The organism is Pleurocapsa sp. PCC 7319, from assembly GCF_000332195.1.
In the GTDB taxonomy this organism is placed as follows: domain Bacteria; phylum Cyanobacteriota; class Cyanobacteriia; order Cyanobacteriales; family Xenococcaceae; genus Waterburya.
Genome location: NZ_KB235922.1, coordinates 432,978 through 450,223 on the forward strand (window position 1 = coordinate 432,978; position 17,246 = coordinate 450,223).

The following is a 17,246-nucleotide window of genomic DNA, read 5'->3' on the forward strand; positions in this document are numbered from 1 at the left end:
ACAATGACCGCTATTTAAACTGGTTCAAGATTAATTTGAAGTCAATATGAACAGTGATCGCGAAGAGATAATAAAAGATATCGATAGTTTAGAAATAGCTTATCAGATAAAATTATGTTCATCAGAGAAAGAAGATTGGCAACAACACTTTCATATATTATCTCTAGACTCTCATCTAAACAATCAGTTGTTCTTAGATTACAATCAGTTGTTTTTAAATCACAAGCCATCAATTACTCTTAGTGGACTTGCTCTCAGTCAAAAAAATCCAATAAAAAAAATTGAAGTTGTAGGAAAAAATCATTGTTTTCTCGCGAAAATAGGACTGTCATCTGCCAGACTAGGACAAAGATTCGCACATATTCAAACAAGCTCTAATTCTCGCTGGAAATGTTGTATCAATCTTACTCATAAAAAAAAACAAAGTTTTGATGTAGTAGTAACGCTAGATAATAATCAAGAAATTACTTATAAAAAAATAGAATTTCGCTCCGTAAAATTAAGTAACCTCTCTAGAGACAAGATTTATAATCAAGAAACAAATAATAAGTTACTTGACAAAATAAAATCAATTCATATTAGTCGTCAGCTTATGATTGATAATTTGTCTAAAAATAAAAAATATTTATTTGTCATCGGCAATGCAAGATCGGGAACAACTGCTTTAGCAAGATTACTCAATTTTAGTCCAGAAATTTGTTTGGGTATTGAAAGATATTCTCTCAATGACGATGTTTCTGCTTTGTCTTTTGAAAGAGATTTTTTTTTCAATCCTAAGAGTGAGGGATATTTAGTTCGTCCTCATTTTTATAAAAAAATTAATGACAAATTTGATACAGTTAAATATGTTGGAGATAAAAGACCAAGATTTATTAAAAGTTGGAAAAATACTTTTTTAAATTTACCTCAAGCCAAAATTATTTACATTTTCCGAAATATTTATGATGTCGCTTGTTCTTATAACATTAGAGCAAGCGATGCTGCTCAGGGAATTGATCGATCTTGGTCTAGGAATAGAGATTTCTCTCAGGCAGTAGAAGACTGGAATGAAGGACTGCAAGAAATTAGAAACTTAGCACGATTTTACGAAGTTTATTTTGTAAAATATGAAGATTTTTTTGTTGATAAATTACGGATAAATAATCTTTTTAACCATCTGGAAGTAAATGCAGAAGAGCAAAATACTTTGATGGGTATTAGACAAATTCATAACACTGCTTTATCTTTGCAAAAAAAAGAAAGAAATTTATCAGATTACGAAACAGAATACATTGACTCTAAAGCAGATTTGGCTTCTTATAAAGATATCTTGGCTCTATATCAAAAACAATTTTAATAATAGCTTGTAAACAAATTTGCTAAATCCTTAACTTTGCTCAAATTGGACGAAGTTTAGTTGCCAGTTCATATAAATAAGCTGATGCTCCCGTTTTTTGAAAAGAATCCAACTGCTGACCCACTTGATTGAGATATTGCAGTACCTCTGCCTCAAATGATTGATCTTCTCGAAGGATAAACCAAACTCTTGATTCACCTATTAACGGCTTAAGCTCCATAGCAAATTCTTGCCATTTATCCGACAAGCTTCTGGTCTTATTAGACACTTTATCTGAAAAATTAATTGTTCCCCGAATATAGTCTAAGCCTGAATAGTCTTTTTGCTCAGTGTAATAAAGAAATGCTGTGTATCCACGACTATAAACGTAGATCTTATCTCCTGGTTGTTCTTGAGATACAACGTATTCTAGGACTGGTTTGACCTCATGTTTTAATTCTGGATGAATGACAAAGTTACTGGCTCTGGCGATCGCCGGCACGAGCAAACCCCAAAGACAAATAATTCCCAACAACCCCATCAGAAATGTTAGTTTCGGGCGATTTATCTTTTCACTATTTCTTGACCAATGGAATTCGCCAAGTTTGAGCAGCAAAAATCTAATTCCTTCTGCCACAATTAACATTCCTAAGGGAGCTAGAAAGAGAACTAATCGATCGCGAAATGGATATTGTTGTAAATAAGCAGCGATTATCGTAGCGACAAAAGGAGCAACTAAAGCTCCAAAAATAGTTCGGTTATGACGATACCAGGCGATACAACCAAATATAAAAGCGACGATTCCGATACCATCGGTGATTCCCAAAAAACCCATTGGATGGTAAAAAAATCTACCCAACGCATCAAGCAACCAGATGATATCTCCAAAAGAATTCGGGTATCTAGACTCCCAAGATGAGCTTAATTCTTCATTATTTAAGGTGTTAGCAATGGTCAGAAAATAAAGTGAAGCGAAACTACCGACCCAGACCAGATAAATAACTATACGGTTGGCTAAAATTCGACGTAGATATTTTTTAGAGGCAGTCAGAAGATAATATGCTTCTAGTCCCCCCAAAATAAAAATTACTGGATAAGAAAGCCAAATAGATAAAGCACCCAGCAAGGCAAGACCAAAAATTGCTCTTATTTTAAGAATTTGATGACGAATTCTAGTTAAAATCCAGAACAGAAGTAAGGCGATCGCCACATCGCTAGAATAGGGTTTAAGTTCCGTCGCAAAATAAAGAGTATATCGGCTACAAGCAAATAGTGCGATCGCTATAGGAGTAGCGAATTTCGAGCAATAACGGTTTGCAAGAAAATAAAAGATTACTAGAGCTACGATACCTGCTACTGTTGGCAATAATCTGAGAGCATATTCATTGTTGCCGAATACCTGAATTGCTAGCTTTTCGAGCCAAAGAAACCCTAATGGAGCTGCTTGATTGTGATCGAGAGTCTGAACTAATTCCCCGTAAGAGCGATGAACAATATTAAGTGCTAAATTAGCCTCATCAAACCAAAGCGAACGATTACTTAAGTATTGGATTATGCGAACCAGAATTCCTAATATAAGAAAAAATAAAGACAAATATCTCAGGAATTTAGACCAGTTGACCCGATTGAAGAAACTGTTATTTAATCTGCCCAACATTTTCTACTGTTAATTTTTTGCTGTGAACCAGTATAGTCATTCCCCATCAAACTATCTGATTGCCAAGAGCGATTAGCTATTCGCTCCTATGAAAATTAACTATGCTGACTCCCTCTCTAGCCATAAGTCAACTGATTGGAATGACTATAGTTGCGCTCAAATAAATTGACCTAATATTCTCGGCTCTGGTATCAAAATAAACTCAGAAATAGCTAGCTAACTAACGACCCAAACATACTTAGAAAAGACCATAGCGATACTAATTCCCAAACCTAAACCGACTAAGACCTGAAATGGAGTGTGTCCCAATAGTTCCTTTAACCTTTCCTCATTAAAATTATGTTCTTCCTGAAATAACTCATCTACTAACTGATTGAGAATTTTAGCTTGTTTACCTGCTGCCTGTCTTACTCCTGCAGCGTCGTACATTACAATAACCGCAAATAGACAAGCGATCGCAAATTCGGCAGAAGACCAACCTTTGGTTAAGCCAACACTAGTAGCCAATGCCCCAACTAAAGCTGAGTGCGCGCTAGGCATTCCTCCAGTAGATAGTAAATAGGTAATATTGAGTTTTCGGCTTCTAATTAGGTCAATGACTAACTTCAATCCCTGAGCTGTTATACAGGCTAAGAGTGCGACCATTAGTATCTGATTGTGTAAGATATCAGCAACTTCTTGCATGGTTTATCTTCTTTGCCCCAAAAAACTTCATTAAACAATAGAATTTTATATTAGCGATCGCGAGTCACTATGTATTTAGCAACGGCTCTTAACGGTTCAGCTTTTGCACCATAGATTGATAATTGCGCGATCGCACTGTCAACCAACTCTTGAGCTTTTGCTTGAGATTTTTCTAATCCCCACAAACTAGGATAGGTAGCCTTTTGTGCCTGTAGATCTTTGCCAGCAGTTTTACCCAACTGCTCGTCTGTAGCTGTAATATCTAAAATATCATCAATTATCTGAAAAGCTAGACCAATATTCTGCGCATAGTTAGAAAGTCTAGTGATATGTTCCTCTGAGGCGTTAGCTAAAATTGCCCCGGACACTACTGAAGCTTCTAACAATGCCCCTGTTTTATGAGTATGAATAAAGCTCAGCGTCTCGGCAGTAATCTCAGATTTTCCTTCCGATTCCAAGTCCAGTACTTGTCCTCCCACTAAACCAGCAGCACCAACAGTACGTCCTAAGCGAGCTACGACCCGAATGATATTTTCGGGGTTGACATTTTTAGTTTGAGTAGCAACGTATTCAAAAGCATAAGCCAATAGTCCATCCCCGGCTAAAATCGCAATATCATCACCATAAACCTTATGGTTCGTTGGTTTACCACGACGAAAATCATCATTATCCATGGCAGGTAAGTCGTCATGAATTAACGACATGGTATGAATCATTTCCAAGGCACAGGCAGTGGGCATTGCCATTTCTAAAGTACCACCAGTCAAGTCACTGGTTGCCAAACAAAGAATAGGACGCAGGCGTTTGCCACCAGCCAGTAAAGAATAGCGCATCGCTTCGTAGATTTTTTCTGGTCTCGCGATCGCAATTGACTGGTCTAAAGCCCTTTCAACTAGAGCTTTCTGTTGTTTGAGATAATTATTTAAGTCAAATATGGTAGATGTTTCTGGCTCTGTTAGTTTTTTGTCGGCTTGTACCATACAGCAGGAAAAAGTACTTAATTAATTATCTCTTATTATCACCTGATAGGGGACTTTAACCAAATATTCTCATCAGCTAAATTCTAAGAGACAGAATTAGGAACTTTTTCTCGATTTTTTGCTTCTAATTTGACTCCGCAATGTTTGCAAAATAGGGCATCTGGATCGTGCCGATATAGACCGCAATTAGTACATTTTTGTTCTACTAAACTAGATGTTTTTACTACCTGTCCAATTAACTCACTTAGTTGCCAGGGAATAAACATCACACCTGTAAAAATCATTAGTACAGTCATGACTCTACCAGGTTGAGATAGGGGAGTTACATCACCATAGCCGACTGTAGTCATGGTGACAACGACGAAATAAAAAGCATCAAAAAAGTTATTTAGGCGATCGCTGTTTACTTGATGTTCTACCTGATAGATTAACCCAGCGTAAACAAAAATCAAAGTAAATAAAGTCAAGAAAATACGAATAATAACAATGGTATCTTCAGTCTTAATTCCTAATAATTGCTTCTCAACCCGCCAAAACCTGACAATTCGCAAAATCCTAAACCAACGAAATACCCTGATAAAGCGAATATCCATCCAGCCTAAAAGCAAGGGCAAGATGGCAACCAAATCAATCAAAGAAAAGAAACTAAAAAAGAACTTGCGGGGATTTTCTGCCGACCATAAACGCAGAATATATTCAAAGCTAAAAATAATTAAAATTACCAAATTGATAATTTCTAAACCAGTTTGCAATTGTGGATTAATTGAATATGTTTCAGCCACAAAAATTGTCGAAGACAAAAAAATCAAGCTTAAAATGCAAATATTAGACCAAAAACCCCATGTAGTTTCTGTATCTTCCAAGTAAAAGGCTATTTTAGCTTGTAGCGGTAATTGTTTGGGGTCCAACTTTTCCTTTAACGCTAACTGTTCTTGTTGCACGATAGATTCAATAGACCTGGTGATTTGATTGATATCAAGTTAGTTACCTATTCATTTAAAAATTTCGGTCTAGATATACCATTAGTCTGCAATATTTGCTCTAAATTATGCCAGTTTTCCTGCTCAATTAATTGACATGGGCTTGTGGGCTGCCCGTACTTTCTGATCAATAATTTGGTCTAGATTATCACGATATTGTTTGAGCGATCGCAATAATTTTGCTCGATTATACTTTGCCATCATCACCTCTAACTCTGGATTCCCCCCTCCGACACGACTAGTATCTCGAAATCCAGAGCTAGCTAAGATTTATTTGTGCTAACTATCACTAGTAAATGAAACATCAAACTTCCCGTGTGATCGCTCTAATTTTTGTAATTGGTACTATTATTATAACTATAGTCAATTACTATAGTTATAGTTAATCTAAATGAAAACAGTTCAGATATCGACTTTCAAAGCTGAATGCCTGAGTTTATTAGATGAGGTGAGTAGAACTAAGGAAAGATTAACGGTAACTCGTCACGGAAAACCATTGGTAATCATCAATCCTGTGGAAAACCAGAAACCTAGAAAAGGATTTGGAATTGCCAAAGGAAAAATTAAAATTCAAGGAGATATAGTCGAGCCAGCTTTAGGCTTATCTGAATGGGAGGTATTGAGTTGAAGTTACTCCTTGATACTCATATTTGGCTATGGTATCTACAAGGAAATAATCGCTTGTCAGAAAACTTACAGGAGCTAATGTCAGCGTCAGACACGGAGTTGTGGCTTTCTCCTATTAGTGTATGGGAAACTTTGATCTTAGCGGAAAAGGGAAGAATTGAGCTGGATTCTGAACCTATAGTTTGGGTAAAAAAGTATTTACGTAGTTTGGACTTTAAAGAAGCGCGTTTAACCTACGAAATTTCTATGCGATCGCGACAATTAGAACTATCCCATCAAGATCCTGCGGATCGATTTATTGCTGCTACAGCAGTGGAATTAGATTTGACTTTAGCTACTATGGATCGTCGTTTGGTAAGTCTAAATTGGTTATTAACTATTAGTTGAAGATAAGAAAAACGAGTCCTCCATCTTTTGCAGCAGAAATTTAATTTAGATTGCTCAAACTCTAGCAATAGAAAAATATTATAATCATTTAATTTAAAAACTTTGGTCTAGCTTCTCCATTAATATCTAGCACTTGTTCTAAATCTTGCCATTTTTCGCCTTCAATTAAATTTATAACTTGATCTAAATTATCACGGTATTGTGCCAGCGATCGCAATAATTCTGCTCGATTGTACTTTGCCATCATCACCCCTAACTCTGGATTTCCGCCTCCTACACGACTGGTATCACGAAATCCAGAACTAGCAAGATTTTGGGCTAACTCTAATGTCTCTGGTGTTTCCTGGAGACAGGCTTTAATTAAGCTGGCACTGACCATCACGGGCAAATGAGAAATCCAGCTAACTGCTCGATCATGAATTTGAGCATCACAGATGTAAGGAATGGCATTTAAATCTAGAGCGATCGCCTTTAGCCTTTCCAAATCCTCAAATTTAGTTTTCTCAGTAGGGGTAAAAACATAAGCCGCACCCTCAAATAAATTAGCCTGGGCAGCATCAATACCACTTTGGGCTGTACCTGCCATGGGATGTCCTCCAATAAAGTTTGACCATAGCTGGCTACAGGTTTCGACAATTGGATATTTCACAGAACCAACATCAGTAATGATCGTATCGGGATGGAGATGAGGAATGATTTGCTTAACTGTAGAGGCGATCGCGGCAATGGGAGTGCAGACTATTACTATTTCCACATCTTGAAGTAAAGTAAATTTGGTACTAGCTCGATCAGCAATACCTTGCTTAAGCGCAGTTTGACAGGTAACATCTTGCCGTGATATACCGATGATTTGATGTCCTTGCGATCGCAAATCTAATCCTAAAGAACCGCCAATTAAACCCAAGCCAACAATACCAATTTTCATCTGCAATTTTTTTCCATTATTTCTAGTTTTCTGATTATGATGGAAAACTATCTAGGAATATTTTATTAGGTAGAGTCGAGCAAAAATCATCAGAAACACAAGTTATGGTTAAATGTAATCCCGAAGATAAGTTAAAGATTGCTAAGCCGTAACGGGGATCATTTTAAAATCAAGTTTCGTATCTTACTGAAAGGAGGTAATTTTACCTATAAGATTTCTTAATTAGAACACATTAGAATATAAAAGGTAATCGCCTAGAGCCGATTAGTCAAAATACAAATTCAAGTTTCAGTAAAATCTATATTATGTAGATCTCAGTCTTCTATCTCTACAAAAATACTGCTAATATTGCTAAAAAATTCTGCCCATCAGCATTTACTATTGCTGGAGTATTTTTTTTACTCTCTATATTGTTCGCATATCAACAAAATCAGGAGAATCTATGACTGCAACCGTCGATAGACAAGAACAGGATAGCCAACAAATCGAAGGGCGTAAAGAAAGTCCTCGCAAAATTGGTATTCCTAAAGAAATATATCCCAATGAGTGTCGTGTCTCTGCCACTCCCAACACGGTTAAAAAATTACAAAAATTAGGCTTTGAGATTCTGGTCGAGAGTAATGCTGGCTCAGCAGCTAACTTTACTGACCAAGCTTATCAAGAAGCAGATTGCAAAATTGTTCCAGATGCAGCTTCTCTATGGTCAGAGGCCGATATTATTCTCAAGGTACGTGCTCCTGAAGATTCGGAAATATCGGTAATGCCTGAAGGAAAAACAATTGTTAGTTTTATTGGACCAGCTCAAAATGAAGAGCTACTAAATAAGTTAGCATCCCGCAACGCTACAGTTTTGGCAATGGACGCGATCCCCAGGATCAGTCGAGCTCAAAAGATGGATGCTCTATCTTCGATGGCTAACATTGCTGGATATCGGGCAGTAATCGAGGCGGCAAATAACTTTGGTCGATTTTTTACTGGACAAATCACTGCTGCAGGGAAAGTGCCTCCTGCGAAAGTAATGGTCATTGGTGCCGGGGTTGCAGGTCTGGCGGCGATCGGTGCAGCTAGAAGTCTGGGCGCAGTGGTACGAGCTTTCGATACTCGTCCTGCGGTTAAAGAACAAGTAGAAAGTCTGGGTGCAGAATTTTTAGAATTAGAATTTGAAGAAGATGGTACTGGTACTGGTGGCTATGCCAAAACCATGAGTAAAGAATTTATCGATGCAGAAATGGCACTCTTTAGAGAGCAAGCTAAAGAGATCGATATTATTATTACTACTGCTCTTATACCAGGCAGACCAGCCCCCAAACTCATTCTTACTGACATGGTAGAAATGATGAAGGAAGGTTCGGTGATAGTAGATTTAGCTGCTGAACAGGGTGGTAACTGTGAAGTCACTAGACCCAACGAAGTTTATAGATATGACGGCGTAACCATTATCGGTTTAACCGATTTACCCAGTCGTATGGCTGCCCAGTCAAGTCAGCTTTATGGCACCAACCTGTGGCACTTGCTCAAAGACATGGGTGGAGCTGAAGATTATCAAGTTGATTATGAAGATCAAGTAGTTCGGGGTGCGCTAATTGTTCATGAAGGAAAAGTAACTTGGCCTCCGCCAAAAATTGCTAATCCTTCTCCTACACCTGCTCCAAAACCCAAAGCAACTATCAAAGAGGTTGAGACTCAAGAAAAGAAAAAATCCAGTGGAATTCTCTGGGTAATTTTGGCTGGTTTGGCCTTACTGGGAATTGGTATCGGTGCGCCAACTTCTTTCTTGTCTCACTTTACTGTCTTTGTGCTAGCTTGCTTTATTGGCTATCAGGTAATTTGGAACGTAACCCCTGCTTTGCATACTCCTCTAATGAGTGTCACCAATGCTATTAGCGGCATTATTATTTTGGGTGGTATGTTGCAGATATCAGGAGAAATTACCTCACCTTCAGTAATTCTAGGTGCGATCGCCATTCTGGTGGGAACAATCAACATCTCTGGTGGTTTTCTCGTTACCCAAAGGATGCTCAAAATGTTCCAGAAATAATCAATATGCATATCCCATATAAGGGCGAACAGTAAGGTAGCGCGGTCTTGTTGGTTTCCAGTAAAGAGCGACTACTGCACTCTTTAGGGCTGTTCGCCTCTACCAATACGTTTTCATAATTGACCTTCATTTTTACAAATATGACAAATAATCTTGTGGCGGTGGCTTATATAGCTGCCAGTGCCTTGTTTATCCTCAGTCTGGGAGGATTATCGAACCAGGAAACTGCCCGTCAGGGTAATTTATTCGGCATTATCGGTATGGCGATCGCGTTTATCGCTACTGCTCTTAGTGCGCAAGTTAACGGCTATGGAACTTTAATTGTGGCGATCGTTCCTGGGGCGATTATCGGCTCAATTCTCGCTGCGAGAGTAGCCATGACTGCTATGCCCGAATTGGTAGCTATTTTGCACAGTTTCGTAGGTTTGGCTGCGGTTTTAGTAGGTTTTGCTACTTATTTAAACCCAGATGCATCTCTAGTGGGTGTGGAAGCCACCATACACGAACTAGAAATCTTTATCGGGATCTTTATTGGTGCTGTTACCTTTACCGGTTCGGTAGTCGCCTTTGGTAAATTAAATGGTTCCCTTGGCAGTAAACCCTTAGCATTACCCGCTCGTCATCTAATCAACATCGCTTTATTAGTTGGTTCAGTATATCTCGGCGTGCAGTTTATGGGAACAGAAAACGGCTTGCAACCATTGCTAATCATGACTGGGTTAGCCGGTATTCTTGGTTTTCTCTTAGTCATGGGTATTGGTGGCGCAGATATGCCTGTGGTAATCTCCATGCTTAATAGCTACTCTGGTTGGGCTGCTGCTGCTGCTGGTTTCATGCTCTCTAACGACGTATTAATCGTAACTGGAGCCTTAGTTGGCAGTAGTGGGGCTATCCTCAGCTACATCATGTGCGAAGCGATGAACCGTTCCTTTATCAGCGTTATCCTTGGTGGATTCGGTGAAGGTTCAGGTGATGCTGCTCCTGCCGGGGAAGTTAAGCCCATGGGTGAGGCGACAGCTACTAACGTAGAAGAAGTCGCTGAATTACTTAACGATGCCAAAAGCGTGGTCATTGTACCTGGTTACGGAATGGCAGTAGCTCAAGCGCAGCACTCCGTATCTGACATTACAAAAATCCTCCGTAAGCAGGGTAAAGAAGTTCGCTTCGGCATCCACCCAGTAGCGGGAAGAATGCCAGGACATATGAACGTCTTGTTAGCAGAAGCTAATGTACCCTACGACATCGTATTGGAAATGGAAGAAATCAACGATGATCTCGCTGATACTGATGTAGTTTTGGTAATTGGTGCAAATGACACGGTTAACCCTAGCGCACTAGATGATCCAACTAGCCCTATTGCAGGTATGCCTGTAATGGAAGTTTGGAAAGCTCAAAATGTTGTCGTAATGAAGCGTAGTCTAGGTATTGGTTATGCAGGGGTAGATAATCCTTTATTCTATATGGATAATAACCAAATGTTATTTGGCGATGCGAAAGCTAATGTTAGTGCGTTGTTGAATGAGTTATCTAAGACTGAGAAAGAATTAGTTGCTGCTTAAAATTAATACAACTGAACTAGAATATTTAAATTTTATGGGCGAACATAGTTCGCTCTTTTTTTATTCATTTTCTTATGATTGATATCACTGTAAAACAAAAATGTTTCGCTTATATTGTATTGATTACTAAAGCAACAAGTTAATAAAGTCTATTTGATTATAGGAGATAGGATAAAATGCCATCCAGAATCATAAAAATTCCAGAATCAATGAAAGATACTCATGAGTTAATCGATGGAAAGCTTGTGAAAAAATCAAATATTTCTAGCAAAAAGGTATCCAAAAAGAAAAAAGAAGATCATCCATTAGTAGTTTTGATAGTTGGTATTGGAATAATTTTCTTTAGTTGTCAACAAAATGAAGTAGTTACACAACAGACAGGCTATAATAGCTCAGATTATTATAAAAGTTCGGAATATATTAATTCTGTAAAAGAACGTTCATCAGTAGGAGAAACTATTGATTCAGTTCAAGAACTTGTAGATTTATGTATGATGGTAAGTCAAGATAAAGGGATGACTTACTCTCAAGCATATAGAACCTGCAATTAGAAAGCCAACTTTTTTTTAATGATAAATTTTTTCAAAGACTGATAATGAATTTGTTACTCTACTCGTATCGTTAATAACTTATAAACTCTTAGCGATTTTTCTTTGCGCCTCTGCACGAGATAAAAATAAAATAACTCTCTTGCTCAAAAATGCGCTCGCACTTCTCTACATCAAACAAGCGATATCTGTTTACAATTGACATAATTATTGTGTCAAAAAATCTTAAAAACTAGCTATGAAATTACAAATCATCTTAGAACCTAGTGAAGAAGGTGGATACACAGTCTATGTTCCAGCTTTACCTGGCTGTATCAGCGAAGGAAATGATGTTGATGAAGCCATGGAAAACATTCAGGAAGCAATAGAACTATACCTCGAACCTGTAGAAACAGACATCACAGAAAACCAAGATGTAATTGTTCGGGAATTGGTTATATGAGCAAAGTTCCCAGTCTTTCTTATAAAAAAATTCTTGCTGCTTTACAAAGAGATGGTTGGATAGTCGTTCGTCAACGGGGCAGTCATATTAGACTAGAAAAAAAGCTACTCGATGAAACTCTAAAAATAACAGTTCCCGCACACAAGCCAGTAAAACGCTCTACATTAGCTAAAATTCTCAAGCAAGCAAAAATAGATTTAGATAGTTTTTTGAAACTTTTATAAACTGTTGTCTCTTTGCAATTTTGCGCTCGCACTTCTCTACATCAAACAAGCGATCGCATCTAAGCATTCTGACGTTACACCAAACATATAATGTATAAATAGCTATGTAAATTTAATCCAACTATGACACTAAAAGTTGTTATCCACTCCGCAGAAGAAGGGGGATTTTGGGCAGAAGTCCCCGTAATTTCGGGTTGTGCTACTCAAGGAGATACTTTTGAAGAGTTGCTACAAAATATTTATGAAGCAGTAGAAGGATGTTTGTCTGTGGATGAAGCCGATTTGGAACTAGACAACAACGCTCAAGTCTTTGAAATTGCCGTATAAAATTGAAATTAAGGCGATCCGAAGGCTACGCGGAGCGTAATCGCCTTTACATCTCTACACAATATGGAGATCGCATTATTTTGAATAATCTAGTAAAGAAATAGCTTTATCCTTAATTCGCTCTACATCAATTAAATTCAATAATTCTGGTTCATCATAAGCACCACCAAATGCTTCAATTGCCGCACCTTCAAGAGCAAGTTCAAAAGCATCATTCATTATCTCAATTAAGTCGGCTTTCTTGGCGTAATACCCTCCAGATTTGCGTCGCTTATTAGTTCTATTTATCTGTTTAACTGAATTATTGATAGAAAGCTTCCAAGATTTAGTTAGTCGTTTTTCAGCATCTTCTTTAATTAAGTGTAGAAGTAAAATAATCATGTAGCTAAAGATTTTGTTGAGCTTATCTTCTACAGACATTTCTTCTAGTTCATCAACAATTTGCAAAGCAGTTACTAAATCTTTTTTCTCAATGCTTTCTCGTAACTGTATAAGTTCTTCCATTAGACTTATATTTAGCTATTTTATTTATAGTTACTGGATATTTATAGTTACTGGATATTTATAGTTTAATAACTCTTTAGTCTTCTCTGTGACTTGGCACCAGTTCATCCCAAATAAATTTATTACTTCATACCGCGATCGCCTTTTCTATTTCTATACATCACAAAAGCGATGCCTGAGCCTTCGGCTTGCTCCGCAAACGGCTAACTTTGTAATCGCAAATCACAGATCGCCGTATCCATAAGAAATGCGATGAGACAATACAATTAAAAAGGAAGCCTCCCGACTGGACATCTAGAAGCTTCCCTAAGTTTAAACTTATCCCCAGTATACCAATGGCAACCAAACAAAGTACAGAATTAAAAGAACTCAAAAATCTCATTAGCGATCGCTTTGATCGACTCGATGGCAAAGTTGAAAAGCTAACAGAAAAAGTAGACTCAATCGATAAAAGACTTGTAGCAGTAGAAACTAAAGTTGATTCAACAGAAAAACGATTGGGTACTGTAGAGAGTAAATTACCTGATATTTCAGAGAAGTTTGGAGAACTTAAAAACTGGAGACAAATAGCATTCATTATTATTGCAGGGGTAGTAGGTTGGTTTGCTAGAAGTACTAGGTTCTAAATAATTTCTTGACTTAAATTGCGATCGCGTAGCTAACCGTTTGCGGAGCAAGCCGAAGGCTCAGGCATCGCCCTGTCCAACACTAAACAAGCGATTACATTTCGCTCAGCCTTTGGCTCGCATCATACGATATCCCGACTCAGTTTTCTGCTTATGATAAAAACTATAGATATAGATAGTGATAGGGTGATAGCCATAATGCAGAGTACCTATAGATTGAAAGCTAATGAATTAGACGAGCAATTCATCGCGGGATTGAAAGAAACTTATAAAGATAAAGACATAGAGATCATCGTTTACGAAGTAGATGAGACTGAATACCTACTTAAGTCTGAAGCCAATAGAGAAAGATTGATGCAAGCAAAAACTAATATAGACAATAAGACTAATTTAGTCGAAATCGATTTAGAAGACTTAGGATGAGTAGAAAAATAGTCTTTGAATCATCTGCATTTGCAGATTTTAATGACTGGGTAAAGCTAGATCAGAAAATACATCGCAAAATTATCGAACTTATCAAAGATATAGATCGCCATCCCTTTCAAGGCTTAGGAAAACCAGAAGCACTCAAGCACGATCTTAGTGGTTATTGGTCGAGAAGAATTAATCGCGAACATCGCCTAGTTTACAAAGTGACCAATGACGAGATAATCATTTTGACTTGCAAATATCATTACGGTTAAATAATGAGCGATCGCCTTTCTTATCAATACAAATAAATAGAGCGATCGCTTTACTAAATCTTATTTTGAATAATTCGAGATAAAAATAGCTCGATCCTGAATTTTTTACTATTAGTCAGTTTTAGTAACTCTTGCTCCTCTCAATTTCTAGTTTCTGCTTGGAAAAGTTAACGCTTAGTACTCCTAATAACCCAACAAACATAGCGATCGCAAAAAAAGTGGAGCTGAACACTTTAGCTGATTCTTCCAAAATTCGCCCGATATTGCTTTTTTCTTGAGTTGAATCTATCAGAGTATGAAGACAGTAGCACAAAAATGCTGTGGATAACATTTCTGCAAAAAGAGGATAGCGTAAAATTTCAGGTAAAAAGTAAATGGCAACTAATAAAGCAATAACACCATATACAATCACAATTAAATCATTCCAATTGCGAAATACTTCTGCTGGTCCAATTGAAGAAATTGTAATTAAATTACCTAGTTTCTCATGAAATCCGAGTAACTCATCTAAAGCGAAAAAACCAAAACCCATAGTTACTAATAGCCAAAAATAAGAGAGCTTGTTTTCTTTTGTATTGGACAAGAAAAATGCTACCCATGCTAAACCACTAGTTATTGCTAACATTATCGCTGATAAGGCAGTAATTGCTCCTTCTTCTTTACTAAAGTAAAAATCGCGATCCCCATTAGGAACAAAAATTATGGCAGCAACTATATAAATTAATAAACATACTATTACAAACCAGACGAATCTTTTCACTGAAGGTATTTTGATTTGTTGCCTTTGGAATAAAGATTGTTTAGCATCTCTAAATGAGCTTTTAAATAAGGTTTTCATATTTAACAGTCAACAGAAAATAAATGTTAAATAAAACCTTACAGGTAAAGCTGATAAAAATAAATATTTTTAGCCAAACAAATCTTATCGGCTTTAAATTGAGCTATGGGACAAAGAATAAGAATACAATTTCTAATTAATTTTATAGTCCAAGTAATAATTGATTATTACTATTCATTGGTAGTTTCAAGTTTATCTATGACGTAACAAATTACCAACCAAATACCTGCACTAATGAAAATAGTTAAGAGTAATCTAAGTATAAATAGTTTTATATCCGATAAATCCTGACTAAAATTATATATTAAGACCGCATCGACTGCTGCTGTAAAAAATCCTAAACCTTGCTTCAGATTTTTATTAGATATTTTATTGTTATTCATAGTAACTTTAAGGGGGTAATATTACTTAATTATTTACTAATAATTTTTCATCAAATACAAGCTCTGGTTTATGGTTGAAACAGTATATCTTTTTTCGAGCTAATCACTTGCAATAAAGATACTTCATTTGAATGATATTTGAGTTGGCTAACATGAGTAACTTGGTAAAATTGATTCTGTTACATATTAAATAGTAGTTTGATATCTGCCCACCCCACAAAGCTATTTTGGACAAATTTTCTCTGGCGAAAATAGTGCTCACATCACTTAACGAAAGCATTGCTGTTAATAACTAATTAAATATTTTTGTATTGAGCTAAATTTTAGTTGAGCACACGAATCTTAACCTATCTGGGTAGGTTAGGCGATCCGAAGGGTACCCTAAAGGACTCGGCTTCGCCATCGCGCGGACGCGTAATCGCCGATACCTAAGTATACTTAACAAAAATACAAACTTCCTGAGAATTAAGTAAACTCATAATACAAGTAATTTGTTATTTCAAGTTTAATGCAACTAAGTTCCAACCCAAATTCTTCAATTCCTAAAGCTTTGCTGTTAATTGCGCCCTTTTTCCTCTGGGGAACAGCTATGGTAGCTATGAAAGGAGTTATTCCCTTCACAACACCTTTTTTCATGGCGGGGGTACGATTAGTACCGGCAGGAATTTTAGTTTTATTAGTTGCAGTTATCTTAAAACTACCTCAGCCAAAAACTTGGCAAGCTTGGTTATGGATTATTGTTTTTGCCCTAGTTGACGGAGCGATGTTTCAAGGATTTTTAGCCCAGGGAATTGTCAAAACTGGAGCAGGACTAGGTTCTGTGATGATTGATTCTCAACCCTTGGCGGTTGCCTTGCTATCTAGTTTCTTATTTGGCGAAATTATCGGCTTTTGGGGTTGGTTAGGTCTAAGTATTGGAATTTTAGGCATCAGTTTGATTGGTATTCCCGATCACTGGATATATGGGATCTTCCAGGGCAATCTAGAAGTAATTGAACTAAGTTGGTTGGGCTTATTTGATAATGGGGAATGGCTAATGTTATTAGCTTCTTTATCAATGGCAGTAGGTACGGTAATGATCCCCTTTGTGAGCCGTTATAGCGATCCCGTAGTAGCAACAGGTTGGCATATGATCTTGGGAGGCTTACCTTTATTTGGTTTATCTTGGCTACAAGAATCCCAGCAGTGGCTTAATATTACCGTGGAAGGCTGGTTAGCGTTGGGTTATGCGACAGTATTTGGTAGCGCGATCGCCTATGGAATCTTCTTTTATTTGGCATCTAAAGGCAATCTTACTAGCCTTAGTGCTTTAACCTTTCTCACACCAATTTTTGCCTTATTATTTGGCACAATCATTCTGTCAGAAGTTTTAACTTCTCTCCAATCTTGCGGTGTATTCTTAACTATCATCAGTATCTACCTGATCAACCAAAGGGAACAGATAGCTGCCAAATTCAAATCATCTACCGGCGAATCAGAAGATGCGATCTCTATAGAAAATCAAAGAGTTAATTAAAAA

General features: G+C 37.2%; 20 protein-coding genes and 1 pseudogene. 13 read left to right on the forward strand and 8 right to left on the reverse strand.

The features are described from left to right. The first annotated feature begins 46 nt into the window (after positions 1-46). Positions 47-1,336, forward strand: coding sequence for a sulfotransferase (locus tag PLEUR7319_RS0106120; protein ID WP_019504323.1), 1,290 nt, complete (start codon positions 47-49; stop codon positions 1,334-1,336). A gap of 40 nt (positions 1,337-1,376) precedes the next feature. On the opposite strand, the gene PLEUR7319_RS0106125 is transcribed toward PLEUR7319_RS0106120, so the two are convergent. The 5 genes and pseudogenes from PLEUR7319_RS0106125 to PLEUR7319_RS43420 form a co-directional block, all read right to left on the reverse strand. Further along, complete coding sequence (locus PLEUR7319_RS0106125; RefSeq protein ID WP_019504324.1) at positions 1,377-2,972, reverse strand: glycosyltransferase family 39 protein; 1,596 nt, start codon at positions 2,970-2,972, stop codon at positions 1,377-1,379. A gap of 216 nt (positions 2,973-3,188) precedes the next feature. Continuing rightward, the gene (locus PLEUR7319_RS0106130) at positions 3,189-3,656 is read right to left on the reverse strand and encodes a divergent PAP2 family protein (protein ID WP_019504325.1); all 468 of its coding nucleotides are present in this window, start codon (positions 3,654-3,656) and stop codon (positions 3,189-3,191) included. 50 nt (positions 3,657-3,706) lie between these two features. Then, positions 3,707-4,636 carry a geranylgeranyl diphosphate synthase CrtE gene (crtE, locus tag PLEUR7319_RS0106135; RefSeq protein ID WP_019504326.1) on the reverse strand — a complete coding sequence of 310 codons (930 nt, stop codon included), beginning with the start codon at positions 4,634-4,636 and terminating at the stop codon, positions 3,707-3,709. An 83-nt stretch (positions 4,637-4,719) separates the two neighbouring features. Further along, positions 4,720-5,577 (reverse strand): ion transporter, encoded by an 858-nt coding sequence (locus PLEUR7319_RS0106140; protein WP_019504327.1) that lies wholly within the window; start codon positions 5,575-5,577, stop codon positions 4,720-4,722. A gap of 47 nt (positions 5,578-5,624) precedes the next feature. Next, positions 5,625-5,883 (reverse strand): annotated as a pseudogene (locus PLEUR7319_RS43420) (prephenate dehydrogenase dimerization domain-containing protein); the annotation flags it as partial. Between the two features lie 124 nt (positions 5,884-6,007). Between PLEUR7319_RS43420 and PLEUR7319_RS0106145 the strand changes: the two are divergent. Both PLEUR7319_RS0106145 and PLEUR7319_RS0106150 read left to right on the forward strand, forming a co-directional pair. Further along, complete coding sequence (locus tag PLEUR7319_RS0106145; protein ID WP_019504328.1) at positions 6,008-6,244, forward strand: type II toxin-antitoxin system Phd/YefM family antitoxin; 237 nt, start codon at positions 6,008-6,010, stop codon at positions 6,242-6,244. Next, complete coding sequence (locus PLEUR7319_RS0106150; RefSeq protein WP_026102343.1) at positions 6,241-6,630, forward strand: type II toxin-antitoxin system VapC family toxin; 390 nt, start codon at positions 6,241-6,243, stop codon at positions 6,628-6,630. Before PLEUR7319_RS0106145 ends, PLEUR7319_RS0106150 begins: the two co-directional genes overlap by 4 nt. An 88-nt stretch (positions 6,631-6,718) precedes the next feature. Here the strand turns inward: PLEUR7319_RS0106150 and PLEUR7319_RS0106155 are convergent, their stop codons facing one another. Further along, complete coding sequence (locus PLEUR7319_RS0106155; protein ID WP_019504330.1) at positions 6,719-7,555, reverse strand: prephenate/arogenate dehydrogenase; 837 nt, start codon at positions 7,553-7,555, stop codon at positions 6,719-6,721. 442 nt (positions 7,556-7,997) lie between these two features. Between PLEUR7319_RS0106155 and pntA the strand changes: the two genes are divergently transcribed. The 6 genes from pntA (at position 7,998) to PLEUR7319_RS0106185 (ending at position 12,693) form a co-directional block, all read left to right on the forward strand. Next, the gene (pntA, locus tag PLEUR7319_RS0106160; RefSeq protein WP_019504331.1) at positions 7,998-9,593 is read left to right on the forward strand and encodes a Re/Si-specific NAD(P)(+) transhydrogenase subunit alpha; all 1,596 of its coding nucleotides are present in this window, start codon (positions 7,998-8,000) and stop codon (positions 9,591-9,593) included. A 140-nt stretch (positions 9,594-9,733) separates the two neighbouring features. Beyond that, entirely contained in the window at positions 9,734-11,152 is a 1,419-nt protein-coding gene (pntB, locus tag PLEUR7319_RS0106165; RefSeq protein ID WP_019504332.1) for a Re/Si-specific NAD(P)(+) transhydrogenase subunit beta, read from the forward strand. Between the two features lie 176 nt (positions 11,153-11,328). Then, positions 11,329-11,703, forward strand: coding sequence for a hypothetical protein (locus tag PLEUR7319_RS0106170; RefSeq protein WP_019504333.1), 375 nt, complete (start codon positions 11,329-11,331; stop codon positions 11,701-11,703). 235 nt (positions 11,704-11,938) lie between these two features. Next, positions 11,939-12,142 carry a type II toxin-antitoxin system HicB family antitoxin gene (locus PLEUR7319_RS0106175; protein WP_019504334.1) on the forward strand — a complete coding sequence of 68 codons (204 nt, stop codon included), beginning with the start codon at positions 11,939-11,941 and terminating at the stop codon, positions 12,140-12,142. Further along, positions 12,139-12,366, forward strand: a complete 228-nt coding sequence (locus tag PLEUR7319_RS0106180; RefSeq protein ID WP_019504335.1) for a type II toxin-antitoxin system HicA family toxin — start codon at positions 12,139-12,141, stop codon at positions 12,364-12,366. Before PLEUR7319_RS0106175 ends, PLEUR7319_RS0106180 begins: the two co-directional genes overlap by 4 nt. 123 nt (positions 12,367-12,489) lie before the next feature. Beyond that, positions 12,490-12,693 (forward strand): type II toxin-antitoxin system HicB family antitoxin, encoded by a 204-nt coding sequence (locus PLEUR7319_RS0106185; protein WP_019504336.1) that lies wholly within the window; start codon positions 12,490-12,492, stop codon positions 12,691-12,693. A gap of 75 nt (positions 12,694-12,768) precedes the next feature. Here PLEUR7319_RS0106185 and PLEUR7319_RS0106190 read toward each other — a convergent pair whose 3' ends face one another. Beyond that, a complete protein-coding gene (locus tag PLEUR7319_RS0106190; RefSeq protein ID WP_019504337.1) occupies positions 12,769-13,197 on the reverse strand; it encodes a DUF29 family protein in 429 nt (142 codons plus the stop codon). Positions 13,198-13,532: 335 nt separating this feature from the next. Between PLEUR7319_RS0106190 and PLEUR7319_RS0106195 the strand changes: the two genes are divergently transcribed. From PLEUR7319_RS0106195 to PLEUR7319_RS0106205, 3 genes are all read left to right on the forward strand, one after another. Next, positions 13,533-13,823: a hypothetical protein gene (locus tag PLEUR7319_RS0106195; protein ID WP_019504338.1), complete on the forward strand. Its 291-nt coding sequence runs from the start codon at positions 13,533-13,535 to the stop codon at positions 13,821-13,823. A gap of 198 nt (positions 13,824-14,021) precedes the next feature. Next, entirely contained in the window at positions 14,022-14,246 is a 225-nt protein-coding gene (locus PLEUR7319_RS0106200; protein WP_026102344.1) for a hypothetical protein, read from the forward strand. Further along, on the forward strand, positions 14,243-14,506 hold the full coding sequence (locus PLEUR7319_RS0106205; RefSeq protein ID WP_019504340.1) for a Txe/YoeB family addiction module toxin: 264 nt from the start codon (positions 14,243-14,245) through the stop codon (positions 14,504-14,506). Before PLEUR7319_RS0106200 ends, PLEUR7319_RS0106205 begins: the two co-directional genes overlap by 4 nt. Before the next feature lie 121 nt (positions 14,507-14,627). Here the strand turns inward: PLEUR7319_RS0106205 and PLEUR7319_RS0106210 are convergent, their stop codons facing one another. Continuing rightward, positions 14,628-15,344, reverse strand: coding sequence for a hypothetical protein (locus tag PLEUR7319_RS0106210; protein ID WP_019504341.1), 717 nt, complete (start codon positions 15,342-15,344; stop codon positions 14,628-14,630). Positions 15,345-16,235: 891 nt separating this feature from the next. Between PLEUR7319_RS0106210 and PLEUR7319_RS34450 the strand changes: the two genes are divergently transcribed. Continuing rightward, a complete protein-coding gene (locus PLEUR7319_RS34450) occupies positions 16,236-17,243 on the forward strand; it encodes a DMT family transporter (RefSeq protein ID WP_019504343.1) in 1,008 nt (335 codons plus the stop codon). Positions 17,244-17,246: the final 3 nt, after the last annotated feature.

Coding starts and splice junctions, on each gene's coding strand:
- crtE (WP_019504326.1), bottom strand. CDS start 4,636: ATGGTACAAGCCGACAAAAAACTAACAGAGCCAGAAACATCTACCATA.
- PLEUR7319_RS0106170 (WP_019504333.1), top strand. CDS start 11,329: ATGCCATCCAGAATCATAAAAATTCCAGAATCAATGAAAGATACTCAT.
- PLEUR7319_RS0106185 (WP_019504336.1), top strand. CDS start 12,490: ATGACACTAAAAGTTGTTATCCACTCCGCAGAAGAAGGGGGATTTTGG.
- pntB (WP_019504332.1), top strand. CDS start 9,734: ATGACAAATAATCTTGTGGCGGTGGCTTATATAGCTGCCAGTGCCTTG.
- PLEUR7319_RS34450 (WP_019504343.1), top strand. CDS start 16,236: ATGCAACTAAGTTCCAACCCAAATTCTTCAATTCCTAAAGCTTTGCTG.
- PLEUR7319_RS0106190 (WP_019504337.1), bottom strand. CDS start 13,197: ATGGAAGAACTTATACAGTTACGAGAAAGCATTGAGAAAAAAGATTTA.
- pntA (WP_019504331.1), top strand. CDS start 7,998: ATGACTGCAACCGTCGATAGACAAGAACAGGATAGCCAACAAATCGAA.
- PLEUR7319_RS0106175 (WP_019504334.1), top strand. CDS start 11,939: ATGAAATTACAAATCATCTTAGAACCTAGTGAAGAAGGTGGATACACA.
- PLEUR7319_RS0106145 (WP_019504328.1), top strand. CDS start 6,008: ATGAAAACAGTTCAGATATCGACTTTCAAAGCTGAATGCCTGAGTTTA.
- PLEUR7319_RS0106120 (WP_019504323.1), top strand. CDS start 47: ATGAACAGTGATCGCGAAGAGATAATAAAAGATATCGATAGTTTAGAA.
- PLEUR7319_RS0106180 (WP_019504335.1), top strand. CDS start 12,139: ATGAGCAAAGTTCCCAGTCTTTCTTATAAAAAAATTCTTGCTGCTTTA.
- PLEUR7319_RS0106125 (WP_019504324.1), bottom strand. CDS start 2,972: ATGTTGGGCAGATTAAATAACAGTTTCTTCAATCGGGTCAACTGGTCT.
- PLEUR7319_RS0106200 (WP_026102344.1), top strand. CDS start 14,022: ATGCAGAGTACCTATAGATTGAAAGCTAATGAATTAGACGAGCAATTC.
- PLEUR7319_RS0106210 (WP_019504341.1), bottom strand. CDS start 15,344: ATGAAAACCTTATTTAAAAGCTCATTTAGAGATGCTAAACAATCTTTA.
- PLEUR7319_RS0106205 (WP_019504340.1), top strand. CDS start 14,243: ATGAGTAGAAAAATAGTCTTTGAATCATCTGCATTTGCAGATTTTAAT.
- PLEUR7319_RS0106155 (WP_019504330.1), bottom strand. CDS start 7,555: ATGAAAATTGGTATTGTTGGCTTGGGTTTAATTGGCGGTTCTTTAGGA.
- PLEUR7319_RS0106130 (WP_019504325.1), bottom strand. CDS start 3,656: ATGCAAGAAGTTGCTGATATCTTACACAATCAGATACTAATGGTCGCA.
- PLEUR7319_RS0106195 (WP_019504338.1), top strand. CDS start 13,533: ATGGCAACCAAACAAAGTACAGAATTAAAAGAACTCAAAAATCTCATT.